The following is a 25143-nucleotide window of genomic DNA, read 5'->3' as shown; positions in this document are numbered from 1 at the left end:
TTAGTTTTTTCAGGATATCCGCTGATCAAAAAGACTGCGCGGAGAGGTGATTTTTACTACTTTTGCGCAAGCAAACCCAAATATAAACAAAAACCCTTTAGGCGACTTTGGGGCATTTTTGAAAGAACGCTACATGGAAAAAATCCTCATCATCGGCGCCGCCGGACAACTTGGTTCAGAACTTACTAGAGCACTAGCTGACCAACATGGCGGAGAGCAAGTTATCGCCACAGATCTTAGAGATTCAGCTCGATTCGAATTTGACTATTGTCGCTTCGAAGTCCTCGATGCGATGAACAGGGAAGCGCTTAGGGATTTGGTGAAAGAAGAAAATGTCACGCAGATCTATCATCTGGCAGCGGTACTATCTGCCACAGGAGAGAAAAACCCAAAGTTTGCCTGGCACCTAAACATGGAAAGTTTGCTGATTGTATTGGAACTGGCCAAAGACCTCAAGTTGGACAAAATCTATTGGCCATCTTCTATCGCCGTCTTCGGACCCAATACTCCAAAAATCGACACCCCTCAATATTGCGTCAAAGAACCCAATACCATCTACGGTATCAGCAAGCAGGCTGGCGAAAGATGGTGTGAATACTACTTTGAAAAACACGGCGTAGACGTAAGAAGCCTCCGTTATCCCGGACTGATCGGCTACAAATCCCTTCCCGGTGGCGGTACGACTGACTACGCGGTAGACATTTATCACAAAGCTTTGGCAGCCAAAAAATTCACCTGCTTCCTGCGCGAAGACAGCTACCTGCCGATGATGTACATGCCAGACGCGATCAAGGCGACGCTGGATCTGATGAATGCTCCCCGAGAGTCCATAAAAATCCGCTCCAGCTACAATTTGGCCGGCATGAGCTTTTCCCCAAAAGAAATCTACGAGAGCATCAAGAAGCACGTGCCGGGCTTTGAAATCGAATACAAGCCGGATTTCCGTCAGCCCATCGCCGACTCCTGGCCGGACAGCATCGACGACAGCCGTGCCCAGCAGGACTGGGGCTGGAAACCGGACTACGATTTGGATACAATGACTGCGGACATCCTGAAGAATCTTCCGGATTTCTTCCCTCCGAAAGAATAAAAACACCAAAGCCTCTTTGCTTGCAAGGAGGCTTTTTCGTTTTTCATATTCCACTGAGCGGTATTGGCTTCCATCTTGTTTCGAAAATAGCTACTTTTCTAGCCAGCTCTTTTAAAATGAACCGGAATAGCCTAGGCATACTTCTCAGCGTCCTCATCGGAGTCACCCTGATTGCTTTCTTCTTTTTTGGGAATGAAAAAGAAGTAGACTTCAGTACCGAAATCAAACCCATCCTCAACAAGCATTGCATCACCTGCCACGGTGGGGTAAAGCAAAGCGGCGGTTTTAGCATCCTCTTCGAAGAAGAAGCCTTTGCTCTGAACGAGTCCGGGCTTCCAGCCATCGTTTCCGGCAGTCCCAATTCCAGTGAACTGATCAAGCGACTCACCCATTCCGATCCCGAACTGCGCATGCCTTATGAGCGAACGCCACTTTCGGAAGAAGAGATCGACTTGCTAAAAACTTGGATCAAACAAGGAGCAAAATGGGGGAAACACTGGGCCTATGAACCGGTAAAAAAGCCGGAAATTCCAGAACCGGTTCAGGCAGCTGGCATTGGGCCTAATAGCAGCCCTTTGAAAACTTCTCCAATCGACCATTTCGTCAGTGAGAAGTTGGAAGAACATGGAATGTCGTTTTCTCCGGAGGAGCAACCCCTTCGACTACTCAGGAGAGTCGCTCTGGACTTGACAGGATTGCCCCCATCTGACAGATTGGTCGCTGAATTTTCCGCTGGAAAAATCACGTATGAACTAGCCGTCGAGCAGCTTTTGGCTTCCGATTCCTATGGGGAAAAATGGGCTACTTGGTGGCTCGATCTGGCTCGCTACGCAGACACCAAAGGCTACGAGCGCGACGTGTCCCGCACCATGTGGCCTTTCCGAGACTACGTCATCCGTTCCTTCAATGCCGACAAACCTTTTGACGAGTTCACCATCGAGCAGCTCGCCGGTGACCTGTTGCCAAATCCAACCCAAGATCAATTGACGGCGACGGCTTTCCACCGTAACACCATGAACAATGACGAGGGTGGAACCGAGGACGAAGAGTTTCGTGTCGCCGCGCTACTTGATCGGGTTAGCACAACTTATGAGGTTTGGCAAAGCACAACCATGGCCTGTGTTCAATGCCATAGCCACACCTATGATCCGATCCGCCACGAGGAATTCTACCAGTCTGCGGCATTTTTCAACAACACCCGCGACGAAGACACGCATGATGAAGAGCCCAGACTGAGGTTTTACGAGGAAGAACAGCAAGGTCAAATCGCCTCGGTAATCGATTGGGTCAAAGAAAACGAAGGGGAAAAAGCCGCAAAAACACGTGCTGACTTCCTGAAATTCTATGAACCAAAGTATGCCGCACACATCGCCACTCAATTCGATAATGCTGAACTGATCGACACGAAATGGTTGGGACTAAGGTCAGGTGGATCGGCTGTTTACAAAAACATCGACACCCAAGGTGCTGATCAACTCCTGATGAGCTACCGAACTGGGCTGGATGGCACGAAGATGACGATCCGAAAAGACAACGCAGCAGGTGAAATCTTGGCGGCTTTTGTAATGAACAAAACCCAGGGAGACATCGTCCGGGAGATCCCTTTCAAAGTCCTCAATGGATCGACTGATCTGTACATTGAGGCGAACAACCCCAAGGCTGAACCCCAGCAAAACACCTCAACCATAGTATGGTTGGCTTTTGTGCCAAGTATTAAGGGGCGCGAAAAACCAGGTTTTGCGCTTGCGCAAAGCAATTGGGAAGAGCTCCTGAAGTTTCGCGGAACCAAGCTTCCCATCCTGATCGAAAACCCACCCTACATGGCCCGAAAAACAAATGTATTTGAACGGGGAAATTGGATGGTGCTGGGTGAAGAAGTCACCCCAAAAACGCCCGAAGAATTCGGAGCTTGGCAAAGCGAATGGCCGACAAATCGGCTTGGTTTCTCTTATTGGTTGACTTCACCGGAAAATCCACTCACTGCCAGAACCTTAGTCAATCGAGTGTGGGATCAACTCTTTGGCAGGGGAATCGTCTCCACGATCGAGGATATGGGTAGCCAATCCGAGCCGCCTACACATCCCGAATTGCTCGACTATCTGGCCTGGAAAACAAGCCATGATTATCAATGGAGTATGAAAAGCCTGATTCGCGAGATCGTCCTTTCGGACACCTATCGCCAATCTTCGGTCATCACGCCAGAGGCTTTTCAAAAAGACCCCAACAACCAATGGTACGCCAGAGGGCCTAGATTTAGGCTTTCTGCTGAGCAGATTAGAGATCAGGCCCTGACCGCAGCCGGACTACTTAGCCACAAAATGTACGGCCCAAGCGTCAAACCACCGCAACCGGAAGGAATTTGGCAGACCGTGTACAATGGAGAGTCCTGGACGGAAAGCGAAGGCGAAGACAAATATCGCAGAGGCATTTATACGTTTCTGAAGCGCACTAGCCCCTACCCTTCCTTCATCACCTTCGATGCAGCAAGCCGGGAAGTTTGTCTTAGCAAGCGATTGGTCACCAACACGCCACTTCAGGCCCTGGCAACTCTCAATGATCCCGTCTATCTGGAGGCTGCCAAAAAACTCGGAGAAAGCTCCTGGAATAAAAGTGCCGGAAATCCCGCCAAAGCGATTGCGCTGACTTATGAGCGATTGGTGTTCTATCCGATTTCCGAAGGAAAAAAGAAAACGCTGCTGGAACTATACGCGTCCGCAAAAATGGAATTTACCAATGACACAATAGCCTTGAGAGAATTCTACGCGGGAGCAAAACCGGAAGTCGCAGCCATGGGCGTGGTGGCAAATGCAATGATGAATTTGGATGAGTTTTTAACCAAGCCGTAATGAAGAATCTAGAGAAACTATTTGCTGAACTTGCGACATCAACCCTGCAAAATCAAACCCGCAGACATTTCCTGATGGATTGCGTGAGCAAAGTCGGGGGCTTGGCGATGGCTCCGCTGCTTTTCGGTTGCGAACCAGACAAAACGGTGAAGACTCCTGCGGGATTGCAACTTAGCGAAAGAGACCTGAACCCCTTAGCTCCTTTGTCACCGCCATTTGTCGGCAAAGCCAAATCCATCATTTACCTACATATGGCGGGTGCGCCATCCCAATTGGAGCTCTTTGACTTCAAACCGGAACTAGCCAAACTGCACAATCAGGATTGTCCCGAAAGCCTTTTGGAAGGTCGGAAATTTGCCTTCATCCGAGGCGTTCCTAAGATGCTGGGTCCTCAGGCCAATTTTAGCCAACACGGACAATCAGGAGCTTGGGTATCGGATTACCTTCCGCACTTTTCGAAAGTGGTGGACGAGGTCGCTTTCCTCAAGGCCATGCACACGGATCAGTTTAACCACGGACCGGCGCAACTCTTTATGCAGACGGGTTCGCCAAGATTGGGCAGGCCGAGTCTGGGAAGTTGGGTAACGTATGGATTGGGAACCGAAAACCAGAATCTCCCCGGATTTGTCGTTTTGACTTCCGGTGGAAAAACACCCGATGCGGGAAAAAGCGTCTGGGGTTCCGGCTTTTTACCCTCCGTCTATCAAGGCGTGCAATGCCGATCCAAGGGCGATCCGGTGCTGTATCTTGAAGACCCAAGTGGGATGTCCCGTGACCTGAAAAAGAATGTCATTTCCGCCATCAATCAGGTGAACAAAGAAGATTTCGATGGCTTTGGAGATCCTGAAATCCTAGCGCGGATCAACCAATATGAGATGGCGTACCGAATGCAAATCGAAGTACCGGAAGTCATGAACATCAACGACGAACCCGAGCATATTCACGAACTCTACGGCACCAAGCCCGGCGAAGAGTCCTTTGCCAACAACTGTCTTTTGGCCAGAAAACTGGTCGAAAAAGGCGTGCGAGTCGTCCAACTTTACGACTGGGGTTGGGATACGCACGGCACGGACAAGGATGGATCTATCGACATGGGACTGCGAAACAAATGCCGTGAAATCGACCGACCGATGACGGCCTTACTTTTGGATCTGAAGCAAAGGGGACTTCTGGAAGACACCTTAGTCGTTTGGGGTGGAGAGTTTGGCAGGACGCCGATGCAGGAAAACCGGGAGGGCAAAGTGCAGGGCTTTAAAGGGCGCGATCACCATACTGATGCGTTCACGATGTGGGTGGCCGGCGGTGGCATCAGGAAAGGGTCAAGCTATGGTATCACGGACGATTTTGGCTTTTCCGGAATAGAGGAACGCACTTCGGTTCACGACCTCCATGCCACCCTTCTCCACTTGATGGGTTTTGATCACGAAAAATTCACCTACGAGTTTCAGGGGCGCCCGTTCCGACTGACAGATGTGGAAGGCGAGTTAATTCATTCAATCTTAGCATAAAACCAGCTCGGAAAATCGATAATGAGATCGAACCCAAGAAACTCCAATTCCAAGGCCCGGAATCTATTTAAGCAGGAATATAATCGGTATTTTGTCTATGCTTGATTTTATTCTGCCGCTTTTCGGGAGATTCCATCCCCTCTTGGTTCACTTGCCGATTGGTATTTTGGTTTTTGGGATCATCCTTGTATTCCTGAGCAAAGCCGGACAAAACACCCATTTCGCATCGATTCGTCTCGCTTTCCTACTGGGCGGTATCGCAGCAGCTGTCTCCTCTGTCTCGGGTTTTCTTCAATATCAGTACGAGGGCTTTGAATGGGAATCGATCCAGTTTCACTTAATTTTGGCGCTGCTCACTACAGCAGTTTCGTTTTGGCTTTGGTACCAACTGAACAGGGGTGAAACGCTCCCGCCCTTTTTTAAAATAAAATCGGCAGTGCTAGTATTGTTACTTACGATGACCGGGCATTTGGGAGGAAACATCTCCCGTGGTGAAAACTACCTCACCGAGATTCTTCCTCTTGACTTGCAGTCCTTCTTGGGTATAGAAATAGAGCCTGAAAAGGGCCCACAACTTCTGGAAGAGAATTGGGAAAATGCTGCGCTGTATAGCGAAGTCATCCAGCCCATCCTCAACCAAAACTGCAAAAGCTGCCACAATCCGAGAAATCTAAAAGGTGAGCTGGATCTCACCACGATGAATGGATTGCTGGCTGGAGGAGAAGATGGACTGGTGCTGACGGCCGGAGATGCAACGCACTCGGAGCTTTATACAAGAATGATCTTGGAAAAAGACCACGACGATCACATGCCTCCTGCCGAAAAAAGACAACCTTCCAAAGAAGAAATCGCGCTGATTGAAGCTTGGATCCAAGGCGGGGGGAAAGAGAAAGGTACATTAGCTGAGGCAGCCATTCCCCGAAAGTTGATCGAACCGTTTATCGCGAGAAATGAAGTTCCTTTTTACCCAGTCACTACAATCCCTGAAATGGCGGCTGATTCGTTGGCCGCTCTGAAATTATCTGGATTCTTTGCCGAAGGAGTGGAATCAGGTTCCGGATTGCTGAAGGTATCCTGCATCAATTTTCCGGGTTTTCAGGACAGTGATTGGACTATGCTTGCTGGCGCAAAAAATCGATTGGCCTATCTGGATCTCAGCGGCACGAAGGTCAGTGACTCGATTTTGGATAGCTTGGGCGGTATGCCAAACCTGACCGTTCTCAAGCTAAACAACACGGCCATTACCGGAAAATCTCTGGAAAAATTAGCGCTCCTTCCCCATTTGAAATTGCTCTATCTGAACAATACCGGAGTAAACTTGTCGCAAATTCAAGACCTGACTTCAAGCAAATCCTTTGAAAAAGTCTTTGTCTACGAGACTCCGGCTGCGGGAGAAATCTCAAATGCTGGAAAGCTGAGTTTGCCGTTTTTGGTAGAATCCGGAAATTATACACTTCCTAAATTGGCTACGGATACGATTGTCTATTAATGAGAAATCCGACTTTTTGAAGTCAGATTTCTCAACTATAGCTTCTCGCTGATCTTCTCGGGATCAAACCCCAAGGTCAAACTCCCATCCGGATAGGTGATCAGGGGACGCTTGATCATGCTGGTATTTTCGATCAGGATCGGAATTGCTGTTTCCCTCTTTTCCAGTGCGAGTTTTTGCGCATCATCCATCTTGCGATAGGTCGTCCCTTTTTTGTTGACCAGGGTCTCGATGGAGCTTTTCTCCAAAAAACCCTTCAGCAGCTCAGGGCTCACAGCTACTTTTTTGTAATCGATGAATTCGTAGTAAACTCCTTTTTCCTCCAGGAAATTGAAGGTTTTCTTCATGGTATCGCAACTTTTGATACCATATACCTTGATTGACATTTTGTTTATGTATTTAAAATAACTCGACTAAATCAGGCGCAAAACTACCCTTTTTACCCCTAATCTCCCAAGTTGTTCCAATTGATCAGGGTATTCCAGACCAAAGGGGCATCGTGGTGATTGAGGAATCGGTGCAGGGGATCAAAGGTGAAAGCGATGATCCGCCCCTTACCGACTGGAACATTGAAGATACTTCCCTGACCGATGATCGTCTGCTCATTTCTCACCATGCCCGAGCGGACATAGGGAGGTTCTTTTCCGGTTTCGGCCTTCTCGTCCTTTTGGGGCTCCAGACTTGCCATCCCCATGATCTTCCCGGTATAGGGCTCCTCATCTTTCAGTGGCTTAGTGCCGTACTGGAGGAGCATCATGTCTCTTTTCGCCAGGTCAACTTGATAAAGCGGCCCGTTGCCTCTGAAGATGGAGAAAGTCTCAGGAAAGCCATACAAGACCGGGGAATCGGACTTTTTAGACTTCACAGTCACCACTGATCCGGGATGGAAAAGGCCCGATGCCGTATACGACTCAAGATCCCGGGTGATCCCTGTCTCCGCGACCATCACCGTGGAGTTGTCCAGCGTGATCACTACTCCCCCAGCTTCCACAAACTGCTTCAGATTTTCTATTCCCAAAAAGCCCGGGCCACCGGTCATGTCAGGACTCGAATCGGGAAGGCCGTGGGAAGGAAACTGATCGGTCTTGGTGTATGGCATCGGCCCAAATCTGGAGTCAATCCCATGGATAAAATCCGCTGCATCTCCCCTTGCCCTAGGCACCAAAATCACATCAAACTTCGACTTCAAACTCCCTGCTTTCAGATCATCCTTGTCGATAGAGGTATACGGAATCCCCCTTTGCTCAAAGGTATAGCGCGACCATCCCTCGTCTTGCGTATTGAACCAGGTGTGGTAGATGGCAATCTTCGGAAGCTGTACCAGATGAGTTTGATCACTTTCGGGAGACTCGGAACCACGGAGTAGATCCAAACCAAACTTTTCCGCCAGCTCTTTCGCCTTGGAAGCCGAAAGCCCCCTGATCACCATGGAACCGGCATCCAAGGTGTCCTGGCCTACTGCAAATTCAGACTTCAAGACTCGGATTTCCGCGTTTTTATCCTGCTCTTTGATCCAAAACAGGGCGGGAAGAACGGTGTTTTGAGCAGCATAGTTGATGAAAAACGAATTGCCCTGACCGGTCACTTCACCCTTGTAGGCCACCTCCGTTTCGATCTTTTTCAAAGAAGCCAGTTCATATCCGATGCTGTCTTTTTGCTGCACATCGACTCCATACAAATAGCCTAAGGTCCAGGCGATGTCATCGTAGGGCGGGAACTTAGCTTCTTTGGGATACTTCTGCTCTGTCAGGAGCGATACGGCCAAGTTGCGGTACGGTTGATCCAGCAAGACCACATATTCTCCCGAATCCGCCTGATGGACTTCGATCTTCTGAGCACGCAGTTGATTGACCAGGTATGCGGCCATCGCCGGATCATTTTGCTTCGCTGGGATGACAAAAGCTTTGGGACTATCTTCCTTTCCTTTGCGGATGGAGTTCGCGCCTTTTTGATAGAAATTCCTCAGGAGCTGTTCTCCGTTTTGCGCAGCATAGGTAAGGGATGCAATCACCCCCGCTTGCATGTAGTTTACATTGTTTCGAGCGGACCAATAAACGCGCTCCGTCGGGGGATCGGGCCGGTACCACTCCCGGGTCGTTGCCGGATCACCTGCATATTTCTGAGTGGACAGATCGCGCATGTAGGTATTGGCACCGGCATTGCCGAAGGTTTCATAGAAGCGTCCATTGGAATTGTGGTTGTTTGCCACCCAGATTCCATAGCCTGGCCACCAGCCGTCATAGAAAGCCCAAGTAAATGCTCCAGGCATTCCTTGGGCCGCCAAGGTCGTGATGTCATGGTTGGCCATGACCTGCCACTCTCCGATGGTCACCGGGTCAACTTGCTCATTGTAGGGCCCGGTTCCGGTGGAAATGTAGAGCAGAGGAACTGACTCGTGCAGATCCAACATGACAGTGGGATGCCAGTCGAAGAAGATGGAAAAAATCCCCTTGGTAATCGCCTGCGACACCTGCAAACCATCCCGATTGTTGTCATGAAACACATATTTCCCCCAATAGGGAGCCGAGCGCGGAAAACCGTCTTCCCACTCCGTTCTGGCTTTGGTGTAGCGATAGTACCAGTCCACGAGCTTGTCCCGTCCGTCCGGTTCGGATACCGGGTTGATCAGCACGATGACGTTTTCCCGGATTTGCTTGATGGTTTTATCCTCACTGGTCACCAGTCGATAAGCCAATTCCATCAACATCTCCGGTGAACCCATCTCGGTAGAATGCATCCCTCCGTTCAGGTAGTAAACAGGCTTGGCAGACTGCAAGATCGCCTCGGCTTCCTCGGGGTTGGTGGTCCGGGGATCGGCAAGTTGGCTGAGGTAGCCTTTGTAGGTATCCAGCTTTTCCATGCTGTCATCATTGCAGATGATTACCATGTAGATGGGTCGCCCCTCCTCGGATGTTTCGACTTGCTTGATTTGGATCATAGGAGATTTTTCAGCCAACAGCTGATAGTATCCATAGATCTCCGTCGTATTGTGCATCACCCCGGGAGCTCCGATCACCTCCCCAAAATGCTTCAAGGGCGAAGGAATACTCGGATGATCTGCCACTTGGAGTAGCGATGCAGGCAGAAACCTCGAATCCGTAGTGTACTCCTTGATTTTACTGTCATACTCGGCATCGATCTTTTGGGCAAAACCCGAGAAACTTATGACACAATAGGTAAGCAACCCAACTGCTAATGGTTTTCTCATTGGTAAAAGGGATTGGTGGTCAAGGGAATAAAAAGAGAAGATAGGAGATTTAGCACGAAGGTGACCGACAGTCGGCGTAAAACTTTGCCGGAAAAGCCGAATCCGTAAAAAACGAAAGGCTGACATTGCTGCCAGCCTTTTCGATTAAATTAGAATCTCCTTCATGCTTTCCTCGTGCGCTTGGAGGATTCTTCCGATGAGCTCATCGGTCAAAGCTGTAGAAAGGAACAAGGTCTCGTACTGAGAAGGAGCCAAGTAAACGCCGCGACGCAGCATGGCTTGAAAGTATTTACCAAACAAGGAAGTATCCGACGTCTTTGCCGATTCAAAATCGATCACATCCTCGTCTGTGAAAAACAGAGAATACATACTTCCAACCTGATTGATGGTGAAGTCAAGGCCCAACTTTTCGTTGATCGACGCAATCCCACTGGCGATTTGAATCCCGATTTCCTCAAGTCTGGTATAAACTTCGGGATGCGTGTTGAGATACTTCAGCATGGTCAAACCTGCGGCCATTGCGATTGGGTTTCCGGAGAGTGTCCCCGCCTGATATACCGGCCCAGCCGGAGACACAAATTCCATGATTTCTTTTTTTCCGCCATAAGCTCCCACAGGCATACCTCCACCGATGATTTTGCCTAGCGTGGTCATATCAGGAATTACTCCAAAAAGCTCCTGAGCACCTCCTCTTGCGAGACGAAATCCAGTCATCACTTCGTCAAAAATCAACACAATTCCCTCTCGGGTGCAGATATCTCTCAAACCCTGCAAATAACCGGGACTGGGAAGGCACAAGCCCATATTTCCCGGAACGGGCTCCAGAATCAAGGCTGCTATTTCTCCTTCATTTGCGACTACCAGATTTTCTATGGCTTGTAGATCGTTGTATGGAGCCAAAAGTGTGTCTTTGGCTGTGCCCTCAGTCACTCCCGGTGAATCAGGATGACCCATCGTAATTGCTCCCGATCCGGCTGCAATCAGGAATGAATCACCGTGTCCATGGTAGTGGCCTTCCATCTTGATGAATTTGTCCCGACCGGTGTAACCGCGGGCGACACGGATGGCAGACATGGTCGCTTCAGTACCGGAATTGACCATACGGACTTTTTCCACCGAAGGCACCATGCTGACGATCAGCTCGGCAATCTCGACTTCCCTAGCAGTGGGAGCCCCAAAGGAAGTGCCGTCTTCCATCGCTTGGATCACGGCCTCCTTAATTATTGGGTGATTATGTCCTAAAATCATCGGACCCCAACTGTTGATCAATTCTATGTAAGCGTTACCGTCTTCGTCGTGGAGAAAAGCACCGTCAGCCTTTTTGATGAAAATAGGCTCACCACCGACCGCCCGAAAGGCACGAACAGGAGAATTCACCCCACCGGGAATGAAATTTTTGGCATGGGCAAATAGCCGCTTGCTTTCAGAAATCTGCATGTTTATTGTAAAGGAATCAGCTCACCAGCCTCGAATTTGAATACCGGCGTATAGCTATTGTTGTTCGCGTCTTTAAAATTAAATCCCCAGGTCAGTCTTCCCGGCTGAAATGCGCGTTGATTGAAGCCTCTTCTCAAGTCAAACTCATAGACTGGGTTGGCATTTGATCCCAGCCAATAGACAAGTTCCGAACCCAAAATTGTATTGACCATCGGGTAAATCAGGTAGCGCTGGTAATACTGCTCACGGAAGCTATTCATCGCTTCGGTATCAAACTGGGGCGTATTATTAGAGATAAAATAGAAGTTCGGCACTTCCATCATTTCATAATTGGCAAAATTGAATCCCAGCCAGGAATCCATCACCAATACCGGCACCGAGGCGGTAATGCTTTCCATAAGTGAAAAGACCGACTGACCGATCGCCGGATCATCCGCCAACAAAATAATCTGATCAATCGATGCTGTTTCCCCAGCGCTTACGCCAAGGCCTTGAAGAAAAGATGAGGCGTTTCTAGGATCGATTTTTTGAATTTTGGAGACTTGAAACCCCGCCTTTCGTAGCTCATCCTCAAGCAAAAGACCCAACTTTTCATCTCTGGAACTGCCGCTGTAACCTATTGCTACTCGCCTACCCCATTTTTGAGATTTCAGGGTGGAGATAATCCCCGCGGAAAGTGAGATCACCGACGGTCTAAACAAATAGCTGAACTCGCTCTGCTCAAACCGTTCAGCCAAGTTAGACAGTGGATGGATGAAAGGTATTTCTTCCTTTTCGGCAAAAGCACTGACGAGTTCGATCTCTTCAGGGTAGATAGGCCCGATGATGACGTCTGCATTCCTCACCGACGGATCATTCAGCAGGTTGGCGAGATGGGTCATATCGCGCTTGGAATCAAAGGTTACCAAATTGACCTTTCTCCCTTCCGCTTTCAGCTGTTCGACGCCAAACTCAATTCCCTGATACAATTCAAACATAAAGTCGGCGGGATTGATGTCCGCCACGCTGGAGCCAGCACGTGTAAACGGCAAAACCACCACCAGATCCAGCACATCATCTTTGATTTTATTGTTGCTAGGATTGCCAGAATTGCTGGCTTTGACCTGCTTCAACGCAGCAATTTCGCTGGATGACATGATGCTCTGCTTTTGCAAGACGTAAGCCAAAGCCGCCGTATATCCTTCGTTGGCCTTAAATTCATCCAAGTACGCCACAAGATAACTCGCTGTAGCCTTGCTCATATACTCGTAAGTCGCCTTGTAAGCCTGACTTTGAATCGACTCATTCTTGATGCTTTTGATGGTTCTAAGCGCTTCCGAATTTTGACTGTTTTGAAAATAGGCCAGCGCAAGAAGATACTTAGCCTCGTCAGCCTTGTTCCAGTTTTTGCCATAGATCGGTTGCAGCGCAGCGATTGCCTCGGCAGGCTGATTGGCGCCAAGTGCAGCCTCGGCAAGGTGGAAGGCTGCGTAGTTGGCAAGATTTCCGTATTTGTCTGCGTCAGTCAGCGGCTTAAAACCATTGATGGCCGTCCAATAGTCCTTGGCATCCAAGGAATTTTTGGCTTTGACGTAGTTGTCGGGCAGCGCTTGCGCAGATGAAAACTGACTGATAAAAAGTAGGGAAATAAAGAATAAGAGATTTCGCATGATTCCGAGGACGACGGGATGAGTGAAGCTTGGCAAATTTAAGCCAATATTTTCAAACCCAAAGTTTAAGCCAGAAAGGCTTTGAAACAGAAAATCCCGGGGAAATTATCTCGGTTCACCCATATTCTACTTTTACCAAATGATTTTTGGATCCGTGACCGGGTCTTCTTTTTCAAGATCGAAAAGCATACAAAAAAGCCTGCGCCCCAAAACGGCACAGGCTAAAAAATCAACAAACAACCCATCTGCTTTTTTTCTTCATGCTTGGGCTAGACAATCCTTCATATTGGATCGGGTCTTTGCCTATTTCTTTTTCAAATACCTTTCAAAGATGCTCTCTGAATTAAATCCACTCTTGCCGCTCAGTGTTGCATCTTTCAAAAATAGTGTTGCGTTCTTTCGAGTCATTTTCATCAAACCTCCCCAACACATTCGCAGGCTTTTTCACTGCTTAAGCCCTGTGAGCATCAACAAACCTGTCATTCTTGACAGCTGGGGTCACATGAATTAAGCATACATCCCGCTTAGCGGTAACCAGTTTGGAGGTGTTCCCAACTGCTAGTATTGGTTCCTTCGCCGGCCATACCATTGCTATTGCTGTCAACAAAATCATTAGGATTTCCATTTTTAGTGCTGGTTAAGAATTTGAAGAAGCCTGACATTGCATGGTTTTGCCCAACGGATTATTAGCGTTCAATGGCTGAATTTTGCCAAATCCAGTGGAACATTCCCAAGTATTCTTTCCGGTGACTAGGTAATAATACCAGGTAGCTACTCAATCCTGATACTACTTGTGTCAGATTGTATATAAAGTGCTACAATCTCACCAATAAAAAGTTAGACACAGGGAAGTCCCGAAATCAAGGCTTTACACCACCATTTTCCGCGGTCTTATTGAGCGGGACCATTCGCTGAATTCGGCAAACGAATACACGTCTCCGTCAAAAGCGGTAAAAAATTACAAATCACTTTTGATTCAGCAGTTTGGCGCTACTTTTTTTGAACACTCAAAACCAGCTAAAAAAACATGGATTCCTTTGATGTTACTGAGGCGATCGAAAGGGCTCTCCATCCAGTAGCACGCTACCCGTACATTTTCTGCGCGAAAGCCAAGGAGGGAAATGGACAAAAAAAAAGACCACCTTTTTGGGATAGTCTTTTTGAATAGTTTAATCGCAGAGCACTAGCGGATAAAAAGCAGTTCTCTGTACTTCACAAGTGGCCAGCTTTCGTCATCGACTAATAGCTCAAGCTTGTCTACTGCATAACGGATTTTGTCAAAGTAAGCTGCCTTCACTTCCGCCTGGTAGGCTTTAGCACGCTTAATGATGTCATCCTCTTTGTTGATTTTCTTGCGAGCCTCTACCATCGCGGTGATATTAGACTTCAAAGACTCCATGTGAGTCGAGACTTCTTTGATGGTATCAACCGCCGCAGAGTGGTCCAGACCAAGCCCTTTTAGCCCATTGGCATTTTGAATGACTTTGTTTTGATAGAGGATCGCAGTAGGGATGATATGGTTCAGCGCCAAGTCACCCATCACGCGGCTTTCGATCTGTACTTTCTTGATGTATTCTTCCAGCTGGATCTCATGGCGGGCATGGATTTCAATTTGATTGAGGACATTGTGGCGCTCGTAAAGCTCCTTAGTAGCCTTTGTCAGGTACACATCCAGTGCCTCTGGAGTTGACTTCAGGTTGGAAAGGCCTCTTTTCTCAGCTTCCTTAGCCCACTCTTCGGAGTAGCCGTCGCCTTCGAACCTTACTTTTTTGGAATCCTTGATGTATTTTCTCAAGACGTTGACGATGGCAATCTTTTTCTCTTTGCCAGCACTCATTTCCTTCTCGATGTCCTTGATCATTCCTTTCAATACCTCGGCTACGATGACGTTGAGCGTGGTCATCGGAAGGCCGCAGTTGGCAGAGGATCCCACCGCGCGGAATTCAAATTTGTTTCCGGTGAATGCAAATGGGGAAGTTCTGTTACGGTCGGTGTTGTCCAGGATGATTTCAGGGATCTTGGAGATTCCCAATTTCATGTACATGTTGTCCCCTTTCTCAATCTTGATGTTGCCGTTTTTCTCCAGCTCATCCAAAACATCAGTAAGTGTACCACCCAAGAAAACAGACATGATCGCAGGAGGAGCTTCGTTGGCACCCAGTCTAAAATCGTTGCTTGCAGAGGCAATGCTCGCTCTCAACAAGTCTGAGTGGTCGTATACCGCTTTGACTGTAGCCACCAAGAAAGTCAGGAATTGGAGATTTTCACGCGCAGAGTTGCTTGGCTGGAATAAATTGACACCAGTATCGGTGATCAAAGACCAGTTATTGTGCTTTCCAGAACCATTAACTCCTGCAAACGGCTTCTCGTGGAACAATACCTTCAGGGAGTGTCTTTCGGCCACTTTATCCATCACATCCATCAAAAGCTGGTTGTGATCGATAGCCTTGTTGATTTCTTCATAGATAGGAGCAACTTCAAACTGCCCCGGAGCCACTTCATTGTGACGGGTAGAAAGAGGAATTCCCAGTTTGTGGGCTTCGATCTCAAAATCTACCATGAAGTCTTTCACGCGTGTAGGGATGGATCCAAAATAGTGATCTTCCAGCTGCTGACCGCGGGCAGGGCTGTGGCCGAACACAGATCTTCCAGCCATCACCAAGTCAGGACGGGCAGCAAACAAGGCTTTGTCCACGACGAAAAACTCCTGCTCCACACCGAGGGAAGGAGTTACTTTTCTGACATTTCGGTCAAAAAGTTGGCAAACTTCTACCGCCGCATCGTTGATCGCTTCCATAGACTTCAGCAAAGGAGTCTTGTAATCAAGCGCCTCTCCCGTATAGGATACAAAAATGGTTGGGATACAAAGGGTTTTATCCAGGATAAAGATAGGAGAGGAAGGATCCCAAGCCGTATACCCACGAGCTTCAAAGGTGGAACGGATACCGCCATTTGGAAATGAAGATGCATCCGGCTCCTGCTGTACCAGTGCAGACGCCTTGAATTTTTCGACTCCTGCATACATGTCAAAAAACGAATCATGCTTCTCTGCGGTAGAACCGGTCAAGGGTTGAAACCAGTGCGTAAAATGCGTGACTCCCTTAGTGAGGGCCCAGGTCTTGACGGCAGTAGCCACTTCTTCAGCTGTTGTAGTGTCGATTTTGGTTCCTTTGTCGACCGCTTCCATCACCTTCTTGTAGGCAGACGGTGCCAAAGAAACCTTCATTTCAGCCATGCCGAAGACATTGGTACCAAAATATTCCGAAATTTTTGAAGACGGAGGGGTTACAGTTACCCTCGGCCTCGCCTGTACCATTCCCAGGGCTTGTTGTCTAAGTGTTGCCATTTCTACAATAAGAGGTTTAATATTACACCCACAAAAATAGAAAAATATGCATGCGAAAAAGACATAACCCCTATTTTGGAGTCATTTCTTGAAAAATTTTCACTTTTTTCAATAAAACCTGACGTCGGAAGACCCAATCACCCAAAAAAAGTGCGTTTTGGTCCGCAAAATTGGAAAATTGAAAAAAGAAGGGGAATCCCTACCTTTGCAAATTCATTGTCCGGAGGAAAATTGTGAAATCGAGCAAGACCCAGAAGTCACAAAGAAGTATGATTATGACCATGCGAGATCCCATGTGGCCAATAAAAACCCAATGTCAGTGACATGAAAAAAGTTGCCTTTTATACCCTAGGTTGTAAGCTAAACTTCTCAGAAACGTCTACCATCGGTAGACAATTTGAGGAAAAAGGCTATCTCAAAGTCGATTTTCAGGAGAACCCTGACATCTTCATCATCAACACGTGCTCGGTAACAGAGAATGCCGACAAGAAGTGTAAGAAGATCGTCAAAGAGGCAAAGAAAATATCTCCGGACTCCTATGTGGCGATCATCGGCTGCTACGCGCAACTCAAGCCAACCGAAATCTCCGAAATAGTAGGAGTTGATGCGGTGCTCGGCGCTGCGGAAAAATTCCGCCTGATCGAACTGCTTGATGACTTTGCAAAAGTACAGGACACCAAAATCCTCGCTTCAGAAATCACCGAAGCCAAATCCTTCAACAACGCGTATTCTATAAACGACCGGACACGAACTTTTCTCAAAGTTCAGGACGGGTGTAACTACGGCTGCGCGTTTTGCACGATTCCGCTAGCAAGAGGCAAAAGCAGAAGCAATACCATCGAATCAGTCCTAGAGTCGGCAAGAGAAATCGCTGCAACCAATGTAAAAGAGATCGTGCTGACCGGTGTCAACATCGGCGACTTTGGAATCGTTGAGGGAAAGCGGGAAGAACGCTTTGCCGACTTGGTGTATGCGCTGGACGAAATAGAAGGCATTAATCGATTCCGCATTTCCTCGATCGAGCCCAACCTTTTGACCAATGAGATCATCGAGTTTGTGTCGAGATCTAAGCGCTTTGTCCCCCACTTTCATATCCCACTCCAATCTGGCTCTAATACTATATTAAGAAAGATGGGTCGACGCTACCTGCGGGAGTTGTACGTAGATCGAGTCACCAAAATCAAGACGCTGATGCCCAAAGCCTGCATTGGTGTCGATGTGATCGTCGGCTTTCCGGGTGAAACGGACGAGCTTTTCCTGGAAACTTACAACTTCCTAAACGACCTGGACATCTCCTACCTCCACGTCTTCACTTACTCCGAGCGGGCAAATACCCGTGCAGTAGAGATGGACGGCGTCGTTCCATTAAAGAAAAGAAACGAGCGTTCGAAGATGCTGCGGATTCTTTCGGAGAAAAAAAGAAGAAAATTCTACGAGGAAAATCTTGGAGAAACCTTCACGGTATTGTTTGAAGACGACGTGGAAGATGGGAAGATGCACGGCTTCACCGAAAATTACATTCGTGTTGCCGCAAAATACGACCCGATGCTCATCCACGAACTGAAAGTGGTTCACCTGGATCAAATCAACGATTCTGGCAATGTGGAAGTGTTGGAGCCGGAGATGGTGTACGAGAAGCACTAGTCTCGACAAGCTTGCCGAACCATGGTTGGTGAGCTTGTCGAACCACGGTTGGTGAGCTTGTCGAACCACGGTTGGTGAGCTTGTCGAACCACGGTTGGTGAGCTTGTCGAACCACGGTTGGTGAGCTTGTCGAACCACGGTTGGTGAGCTTGTCGAAGCCATAACTTTACGAATACTTAAGCCATATCGAGGTTCGATAGGCTTACACACAGCACCGTTGGCTGAGCTCGTCGAAGCCAGTTAAGTATATTTTTTAGCCTGTGGAAGCATTCATGTATATTCTAAAATGCAACAACGGACTGTATTACACTGGAAGCACCATTAATCTAGACCAAAGACTGATCCAACATGAGGCTGGCGAAGGAGCAATCTTTACCCGAAAGCATCTTCCAGTTCAGTTGGTCTACTTTGAAAAATTCAGCCGGATCGACGAAGCTTTTGGAAGGGAGAAACAAATTCAAGGTTTGTCAAGAGCCAAAAAGGAAGCGTTGATAAAAGGAGATTTCGAGCTTTTGGTTCAATTGAGTAAAAGTAAAAAATAGGGTTCGACAAGCTCACCCACCGACCTTCGACAAGCTAAGTCAAAAGAGAAGAAATACCGTAAATCTGGCTTCGACAAGCTCAGCCACCGGCCTTCGACAAGCTCAGCCACCGAACCTCGACAAGCTCAGCCACCAACCTCGACGAGCTCAGCCACCGAATTTCGACCAGCTCAACCACCGAACCTCGGCAAGCTCGGTTACCGGCCCACTATAAACTCAGCCTCCGAGCGATCCTTCTAGTTTTTATGGAACCTTTCCTGATGTAACTTGCCGAACACCCATTTTTTCCTAATTTCATCAAATCCAAAACCTACTTTTTGTGAGCCAAAAACCCCTTTCTCTTATCACCGACGAACCTTGGTTGGAATCGTACGCACCGACCGTTCAAAAGCGGTTCGATCGTTTTCAGTCCGCTCTTCGCGCGATCATCGATTTTTCCGGAAGCATCCTGGAGTTTGCCCGGATGCATGAATACTATGGAGTCCACTTCGAAAAGATGAGAAATGGCTGGGTATACCGTGAATGGGCACCTGCCGCCAAGCAACTCTTTCTCATGGGCGACTTCAACTGGTGGGATCGCGAATCCCACCCGATGCGTCGAAATCACCGAGGCGACTGGGAAATATTCTTGCCTTTTGAGGATTACAAGCACACCTTTGTCCACGAGAGCAAGATCAAAGTCCGTGTAATTGGCGCAAATGACACCTCGCTAGACCGCATACCTGCCTACATCCGCAGGGTGATCCAAGACGAGGTGACCCACGATTTCGCTGGCCAACTCTGGTTTGAATCTGCACCATTCTCCTGGTCGGACCATGCATTTTTACTTCATGAAGCTGCCGCAATGCCGCTGATATATGAAGCGCATGTAGGGATGGCTTTGGAAGACGAGAAAGTAGGAACCTACCGGGAATTTGAGGAATTGATCCTCCCCCGCATCAAGGCTGGCGGGTATAATGCCATTCAGCTCATGGCCGTGATGGAGCATCCGTATTACGGTTCCTTCGGCTATCACGTCTCCAACTATTTTGCGCCAACTTCCCGATTTGGAACTCCAGAGGAGCTCAAGTCGCTCGTCAATGCTGCCCACGGCATGGGGATCGCCGTGATCATGGATATTGTCCATTCCCATGCGGTGAAAAATGTCAACGAGGGTCTCAATGAATTTGACGGAAGTGAGCATCAATACTTTCATCCTGGAGACCGGGGCTATCATGAAGGCTGGGATTCAAAACTTTTTGATTACGGGAAGTGGGAAGTGCAGCAGTTTCTGCTGTCGAATATCCGCTACTGGATGGAAGAGTTTCATTTCGACGGGTTCCGCTTTGACGGGGCGACGTCTATGCTCTACCACCACCACGGCCACACGGACTTTGGCTCGGCGGACAAGTACTTTGACGAAGGGGTCGATGACGATGCCTTGCTGTATTTTCAGCTGGCAAACACCTTGATCCATCAGTTTAACGGCGAAGCAATCTCCATCGCGGAGGAAGTCAGTGGGATGCCGGGCCTTTGCCGAAAAGTAAAAGATGGGGGAATCGGCTTTGACTATCGTCTTGCGATGGGGATTCCTGACTTCTGGATCAAAACCCTCAAACACAAGCAAGACGAGGAATGGGATCTATTTGAGCTTTGGCACGAACTGACCAACCGACCGAGAAAAGAAAAATCCATCGCCTACGCGGAAAGCCACGATCAGGCATTGGTGGGCGACAAAAGCATCGCGTTTTGGCTGATGGACAAGGAAATGTACTATTCCATGACCGTGTTGGAGCAAAACCTTGTCGTGGACCGCGGAGTTGCCCTTCACAAGATGATCCGAATGATCACACTTTCATTGGGCGGAGAGGGCTATCTCACCTTCATCGGAAATGAATTTGGTCATCCCGAGTGGGTGGATTTCCCTCGTCTCGGCAACGAATGGAGCTACAAACATGCCCGCCGCCAATGGTCCTTGGTAGATGATCCGCTCCTACGCTATCAGCAACTCGACCTATGGGACAAGGTCATGATCCAACTCGCCAAAGATCATCAACTCCTAGCCGCTGCACCAGCGCAGCAACTCTACCTGGATCCGGATAAAAAAATTCTGGCTTACGAGCGTGGAAACTTAATTTTTGTCTTTTCTTTTCATCCCACCGAGTCTTTTTTCGGATTTCCGATTCGGATGCCCAAGTCCGGAACCTATCGGATTTTTCTGGATTCCGATGAAAAAATCTACGGCGGCTTCGCCAGGCTGGACAAGTCCGTAGCATACAAAACCGACAAAGACCAGATGGTCAGTCTGTATGTGCCAAATCGGGTGGTGATGGTGATGGAGCGGGAAAAATAAACATAACAAAGGTGCACTTACTTGACCAATTTGGACAAGTTGTCATACAAAAGGTAAAGCAATAAACAAGTTGTAAAACATTTAAGAGAAACACTAACCAAACATTAAAAAGATGCAAAAAATCATTACCGTAACTACACACACAAACATCATTGACAAAGACGATAAATTTACAGAAAAGGAATATCCGAAAATAAATGAATATTTGGAAGATGGTTACGAGGTCAAACAAGTTGTTCCAGTAGTAACTAATTCGGAAAGCAGTTATATGTATTCAATTACATTTGTTTTGGAAAAATAAATTCAAAACTTAAGAACTGAATGAATATACTTAAAAGCATAATAACCATTATTGCGGAAATTGTAATACTAATTTTAGCAATAATCTGGTTTATTAGAACGAAAGAAGAAGAACCTTTAATAGTGATTATTGGTTCTTCTGTATTTCTAATAGTAAGTCTAATAACTAAACTAACAGATAGAAAATCAAGACCTAAAATAGTATTTCATCGCAAAAATGATTTTACTATGCGTGGACCTTTAGGCTATACACCAAACAATCCAAGAGTAATAAGGGTGGGGATTGATAAAGTCGAGCAATATTGGGAATTAACTTGGGTATATGATTTGGAAATAAGAAATAATTCTTCCGTTACAGCCTACAATTACAAAGTAGACTTTAAAAACAAACCGAACCGAACTGAAATAAAAGGTGCCGAAATTGGAAAAATACAACCTATAAAGCCTGACGACAAATTTGAGTTTAGTTTCCGACTTACACAAATGGTAACTGGAACGCATATTGACGCTGACAAATATTTAAAAGAGAATGCAGATAAAATCCTCAAGGATATGAAAATAATTGCCTCATATTCTGATGAACACGATAAAGCTTTCACAACCGAATACGATTGGATATCGGACAGCAACCAGTTTAAGTGAGGAAAAACGTTTTACAACAATGGCTATAATTAATACGGGTCTTAGGCTTTGGGCTAAGGTCTGCGTATATTTAAAATGTCCGCCAAATCTTTTTGATTTGGCTTTAAGAATAAAAAAGATAAAACAAAATAAAAAGTTTTGGCTAAGAGCTTAATCGGAAATTGATCACTTTTAATTCCCGTACTAACCATAGCCGAGACGTTAGCCACAAGCTGAAAAAACAACATACAGACTAAATGAAAAAGAAAGAAATAGAAGCATTTATAACCAAGTTAGGATTTAACTTGACAAACGGAAAATCCGAGCATTGGACTTTAGAGATTGAAAAGTATAAAGTTGGAATTGACCTAAAAGGAGATAATATAAGTAAGTGGAACATTGACTATGGCAATGATATAAAAGTTCACAGACGAACAACTTGTAACTTTAGTCAAGCCGAAAACCTTGTAGTACTTGAATGTGTAATTAGACTTTTAAGAAAAGGCTACCCTGCAAAAAATATTGAATTAGAGAAAAAATGGAGAGTTGGCGGAAATTTGGACGTTTTCGTAACTGACTCAAAAGGGAAAGCTTATTTAATGATAGAATGTAAAACTTGGGGAAAAGAATATAATAAGGCTTTAAAAATAACATTAGAAAACAACACCAACAAAGAACAAATTCTTAATTACTATTTGCAAGACCAAAATGCAAAATACTTGTGTTTATACACATCACATATAAATTCGACAGATGAATTTGACTATTTATCAAATATTATACATACTTCCGACTTTAAAAAAGCACAAAACCAAATCGAAATACACGAAATATGGGATAATGTATTTTATACAAAAGGGATTTTTGAGCCTTCAATTCCAGCTTATGACATTAGTTTTTTAGGTATTGTTAATAGCGATTTAAAACCAATTGACCACTCTTACCTTACACCAGAGAGTAATGATGAAGGCTCTATTTTTAATCGTTTTGCTGAAATTTTAAGAAGACATACCATTTCTGATAAGTCCAATGCTTACAATAAAATATTCAACCTGTTTCTATGTAAAATAGTGGATGAAGACAACGCTGTGGATGAAAACTATGAAATGGAGTTTCAATGGAAATATAACGAAAACCCAGTTGATGTAATCTACCGATTAAGCGATTTACATAAAAAAGGTATGCGTGATTATATGGAATTAGACGTTGCTGATGTATCTGAAGATGACTTTGACAATGAACTATTAAAAATTGTTTCACAAATAAATGAGAAAACGAAAGCAATTAAAGATATGTTCAAGCAACTACGTTTATATAAAAACAATGAATTTGCGTTTAAAGAGGTAATTAATGAACGTACATTTTTTGAAAATGCGGAAATTGTAAAGGAGGTTGTCAAGTTGTTAGAACCTTTTAAAATCAAATACGAACACAAACAAAAATTCCTTGGAGACTTTTTTGAGAGACTATTAAATATTGGTATAAAGCAAGAATCAGGTCAATTTTTTACACCAACACCAATCACAACTTTCATTTGTAATTCAATTCCTTTTGAAACAATTATAGAAGAAAAAATAAACTCAAAGGATAATAATTTTATGCCTTATGTTATTGACTACGCTTGTGGTAGCGGACATTTCCTTAATGACGCAATGGATAGAATTGACAAAATACTTCAACTAAAAGAAGAAAAAGACTTTAAAACTAAAACACAAAAGGATAATTTTTACGCTTGGAAGAGAGCTTATAAATGGGCAAAAGAATTTGTTTACGGTATTGAAAAAGATTATCGTCTTGCAAAAACAACAAAAGTTGCTTGTTTCTTAAATGGTGACGGTGAAGCAAAGATTATATATGGAGACGGTTTAGCACCATTTAACTCGTCAATATATTACGGTAAACTAAATAATGGCACAGGAGAAAAGCAAAACCCTGTTTTTGATACAATAGTAGCTAATCCACCTTTTTCTGTTGAAAGTTTTAGAATGGTTTTAGAGAATGGGAAAGACACTTTTGATTTGTTTGACCAAATCACAGACAAAAGTGATGATATAGAAGCTCTTTTTTTAGAAAGAACATCCCAACTATTAAAAGAAAATGGTTTTGCAGGTATTATTCTACCAAGTACTATTTTACTTAATAGAGGAATACATCAAAAAGCAAGAAAAATGCTTTTAGAGAATTTCCAAATCTATGGATTATGTGAATTTGGGACTAAAGCTTTTACATACGCAGGTCAACCTACTATTGCCTTATTTATAAAGAAAAGAGAAAAAGTTGAATTAGATAAAGTCAATGTGCTTATTGACGATTTCAGAAAAAAGCAATTGGATTTTTCATTTAATGGACAAAAAAATATCATATCAAAATATTTAGAATTGAATACGATTTTTGATGATTTTGATGATTTTTTAGAGAAAACAAAAGATGGTAAAATATGGAAACACGAAGTAGAAAAAATTCGCATTTTCCTTTTAAACTTTAATAACAAAGTAGTTATTGGTAATGCAGGAGATAAAGATAAAATGAAGCTATTTCTTGGCTACGAACATTCTTCTCAAACAAAATACGAAGGTATCCATCCTTATCCTTTCAACGAGAGTGGTAAAATATTTTCTAAAATGTACGATGAAGAGAACCTATTAAATCCTGACAAATTAAATACGCTTATTTACAATAACTTTTTAAATCAACCTTTAAGCATACCTAAATCACTTGAAGAATATGCTGAAATAAAAGAATTTAATGAAATGCTTGACTTTTCGGACACTACATTTGATTATCGAGTATATATGCAATCATTGGAAAATCCATATTTAGAGTTCACTAAATATCCACTAACAAATCTTTCTGATGATACTATTTGTGAGGTATTAGACCATTTAAGAAAACCTGTCAAAAAATCAAAAAGAGGAAGTGGCGACTACATATATTACGGAGCAACAGGTAAAACAGGAATGATAGATGATTATATTTTTGATGAAAAGTTAGTGTTAATAGGCGAAGACGGTGCTAAATGGAATAAAGGTGATAATACCGCTTTTATAATTGAAGGAAAATCTTGGGTTAATAATCACGCTCATATCGTAAGAACAAAAAACGAAAAACTTTAGAAGAGTATCTTCAATTAG

At 45.4% G+C, this 25143-nt stretch carries 15 protein-coding genes; 10 read left to right on the top strand and 5 right to left on the bottom strand.

The window, feature by feature from the left end:
- Positions 1–133 precede the first annotated feature (133 nt).
- From ABD031_RS10335 to ABD031_RS10320, 4 genes are all read left to right on the top strand, one after another.
- Positions 134–1090 carry an NAD-dependent epimerase/dehydratase family protein gene (locus ABD031_RS10335; RefSeq protein ID WP_343851070.1) on the top strand — a complete coding sequence of 319 codons (957 nt, stop codon included), beginning with the start codon at positions 134–136 and terminating at the stop codon, positions 1088–1090.
- Between the two features lie 116 nt (positions 1091–1206).
- Complete coding sequence (locus tag ABD031_RS10330; protein ID WP_343851068.1) at positions 1207–3936, top strand: DUF1553 domain-containing protein; 2730 nt, start codon at positions 1207–1209, stop codon at positions 3934–3936.
- Complete coding sequence (locus tag ABD031_RS10325) at positions 3936–5444, top strand: DUF1501 domain-containing protein (protein WP_343851066.1); 1509 nt, start codon at positions 3936–3938, stop codon at positions 5442–5444. Before ABD031_RS10330 ends, ABD031_RS10325 begins: the two co-directional genes overlap by 1 nt.
- A 97-nt stretch (positions 5445–5541) precedes the next feature.
- Positions 5542–6933 (top strand): c-type cytochrome domain-containing protein, encoded by a 1392-nt coding sequence (locus ABD031_RS10320; protein WP_343851064.1) that lies wholly within the window; start codon positions 5542–5544, stop codon positions 6931–6933.
- Positions 6934–6968: 35 nt separating this feature from the next.
- Here ABD031_RS10320 and ABD031_RS10315 read toward each other — a convergent pair whose 3' ends face one another.
- The 5 genes from ABD031_RS10315 to ABD031_RS10295 form a co-directional block, all read right to left on the bottom strand.
- Positions 6969–7319 (bottom strand): Spx/MgsR family RNA polymerase-binding regulatory protein, encoded by a 351-nt coding sequence (locus ABD031_RS10315; RefSeq protein ID WP_343851062.1) that lies wholly within the window; start codon positions 7317–7319, stop codon positions 6969–6971.
- Positions 7320–7378: 59 nt separating this feature from the next.
- On the bottom strand, positions 7379–10141 hold the full coding sequence (locus ABD031_RS10310) for a M14 family metallopeptidase (RefSeq protein WP_343851060.1): 2763 nt from the start codon (positions 10139–10141) through the stop codon (positions 7379–7381).
- 144 nt (positions 10142–10285) lie between these two features.
- Complete coding sequence (hemL, locus tag ABD031_RS10305) at positions 10286–11578, bottom strand: glutamate-1-semialdehyde 2,1-aminomutase (RefSeq protein ID WP_343851058.1); 1293 nt, start codon at positions 11576–11578, stop codon at positions 10286–10288.
- Between the two features lie 2 nt (positions 11579–11580).
- Positions 11581–13227 (bottom strand): amino acid ABC transporter substrate-binding protein, encoded by a 1647-nt coding sequence (locus ABD031_RS10300; protein WP_343851056.1) that lies wholly within the window; start codon positions 13225–13227, stop codon positions 11581–11583.
- Positions 13228–14410: 1183 nt separating this feature from the next.
- A complete protein-coding gene (locus tag ABD031_RS10295; RefSeq protein WP_343851054.1) occupies positions 14411–16573 on the bottom strand; it encodes a glutamine synthetase III family protein in 2163 nt (720 codons plus the stop codon).
- A 324-nt stretch (positions 16574–16897) separates the two neighbouring features.
- Between ABD031_RS10295 and mtaB the strand changes: the two genes are divergently transcribed.
- The 6 genes from mtaB to ABD031_RS10265 all read left to right on the top strand — a co-directional run bounded on the left by mtaB (position 16898) and on the right by ABD031_RS10265 (position 25125).
- Positions 16898–18217 (top strand): tRNA (N(6)-L-threonylcarbamoyladenosine(37)-C(2))-methylthiotransferase MtaB, encoded by a 1320-nt coding sequence (mtaB, locus tag ABD031_RS10290; protein ID WP_343851052.1) that lies wholly within the window; start codon positions 16898–16900, stop codon positions 18215–18217.
- Between the two features lie 272 nt (positions 18218–18489).
- Positions 18490–18759 carry a GIY-YIG nuclease family protein gene (locus ABD031_RS10285; protein ID WP_343851050.1) on the top strand — a complete coding sequence of 90 codons (270 nt, stop codon included), beginning with the start codon at positions 18490–18492 and terminating at the stop codon, positions 18757–18759.
- Between the two features lie 319 nt (positions 18760–19078).
- On the top strand, positions 19079–21091 hold the full coding sequence (locus tag ABD031_RS10280) for an alpha amylase C-terminal domain-containing protein (protein WP_343851048.1): 2013 nt from the start codon (positions 19079–19081) through the stop codon (positions 21089–21091).
- Between the two features lie 112 nt (positions 21092–21203).
- Positions 21204–21392, top strand: a complete 189-nt coding sequence (locus ABD031_RS10275) for a hypothetical protein (protein WP_343851046.1) — start codon at positions 21204–21206, stop codon at positions 21390–21392.
- 20 nt (positions 21393–21412) lie between these two features.
- Positions 21413–22033 (top strand): hypothetical protein, encoded by a 621-nt coding sequence (locus tag ABD031_RS10270; protein WP_343851044.1) that lies wholly within the window; start codon positions 21413–21415, stop codon positions 22031–22033.
- Positions 22034–22269: 236 nt separating this feature from the next.
- The gene (locus ABD031_RS10265; RefSeq protein ID WP_343851042.1) at positions 22270–25125 is read left to right on the top strand and encodes an N-6 DNA methylase; all 2856 of its coding nucleotides are present in this window, start codon (positions 22270–22272) and stop codon (positions 25123–25125) included.
- Positions 25126–25143: the final 18 nt, after the last annotated feature.

Origin of the sequence: Algoriphagus jejuensis, assembly GCF_039523455.1 — a bacterium.
Taxonomy (GTDB): domain Bacteria; phylum Bacteroidota; class Bacteroidia; order Cytophagales; family Cyclobacteriaceae; genus Algoriphagus; species Algoriphagus jejuensis.
Note: the sequence above shows the minus strand (reverse complement) of the source record. Positions and strands in the feature narration are given on the sequence as shown.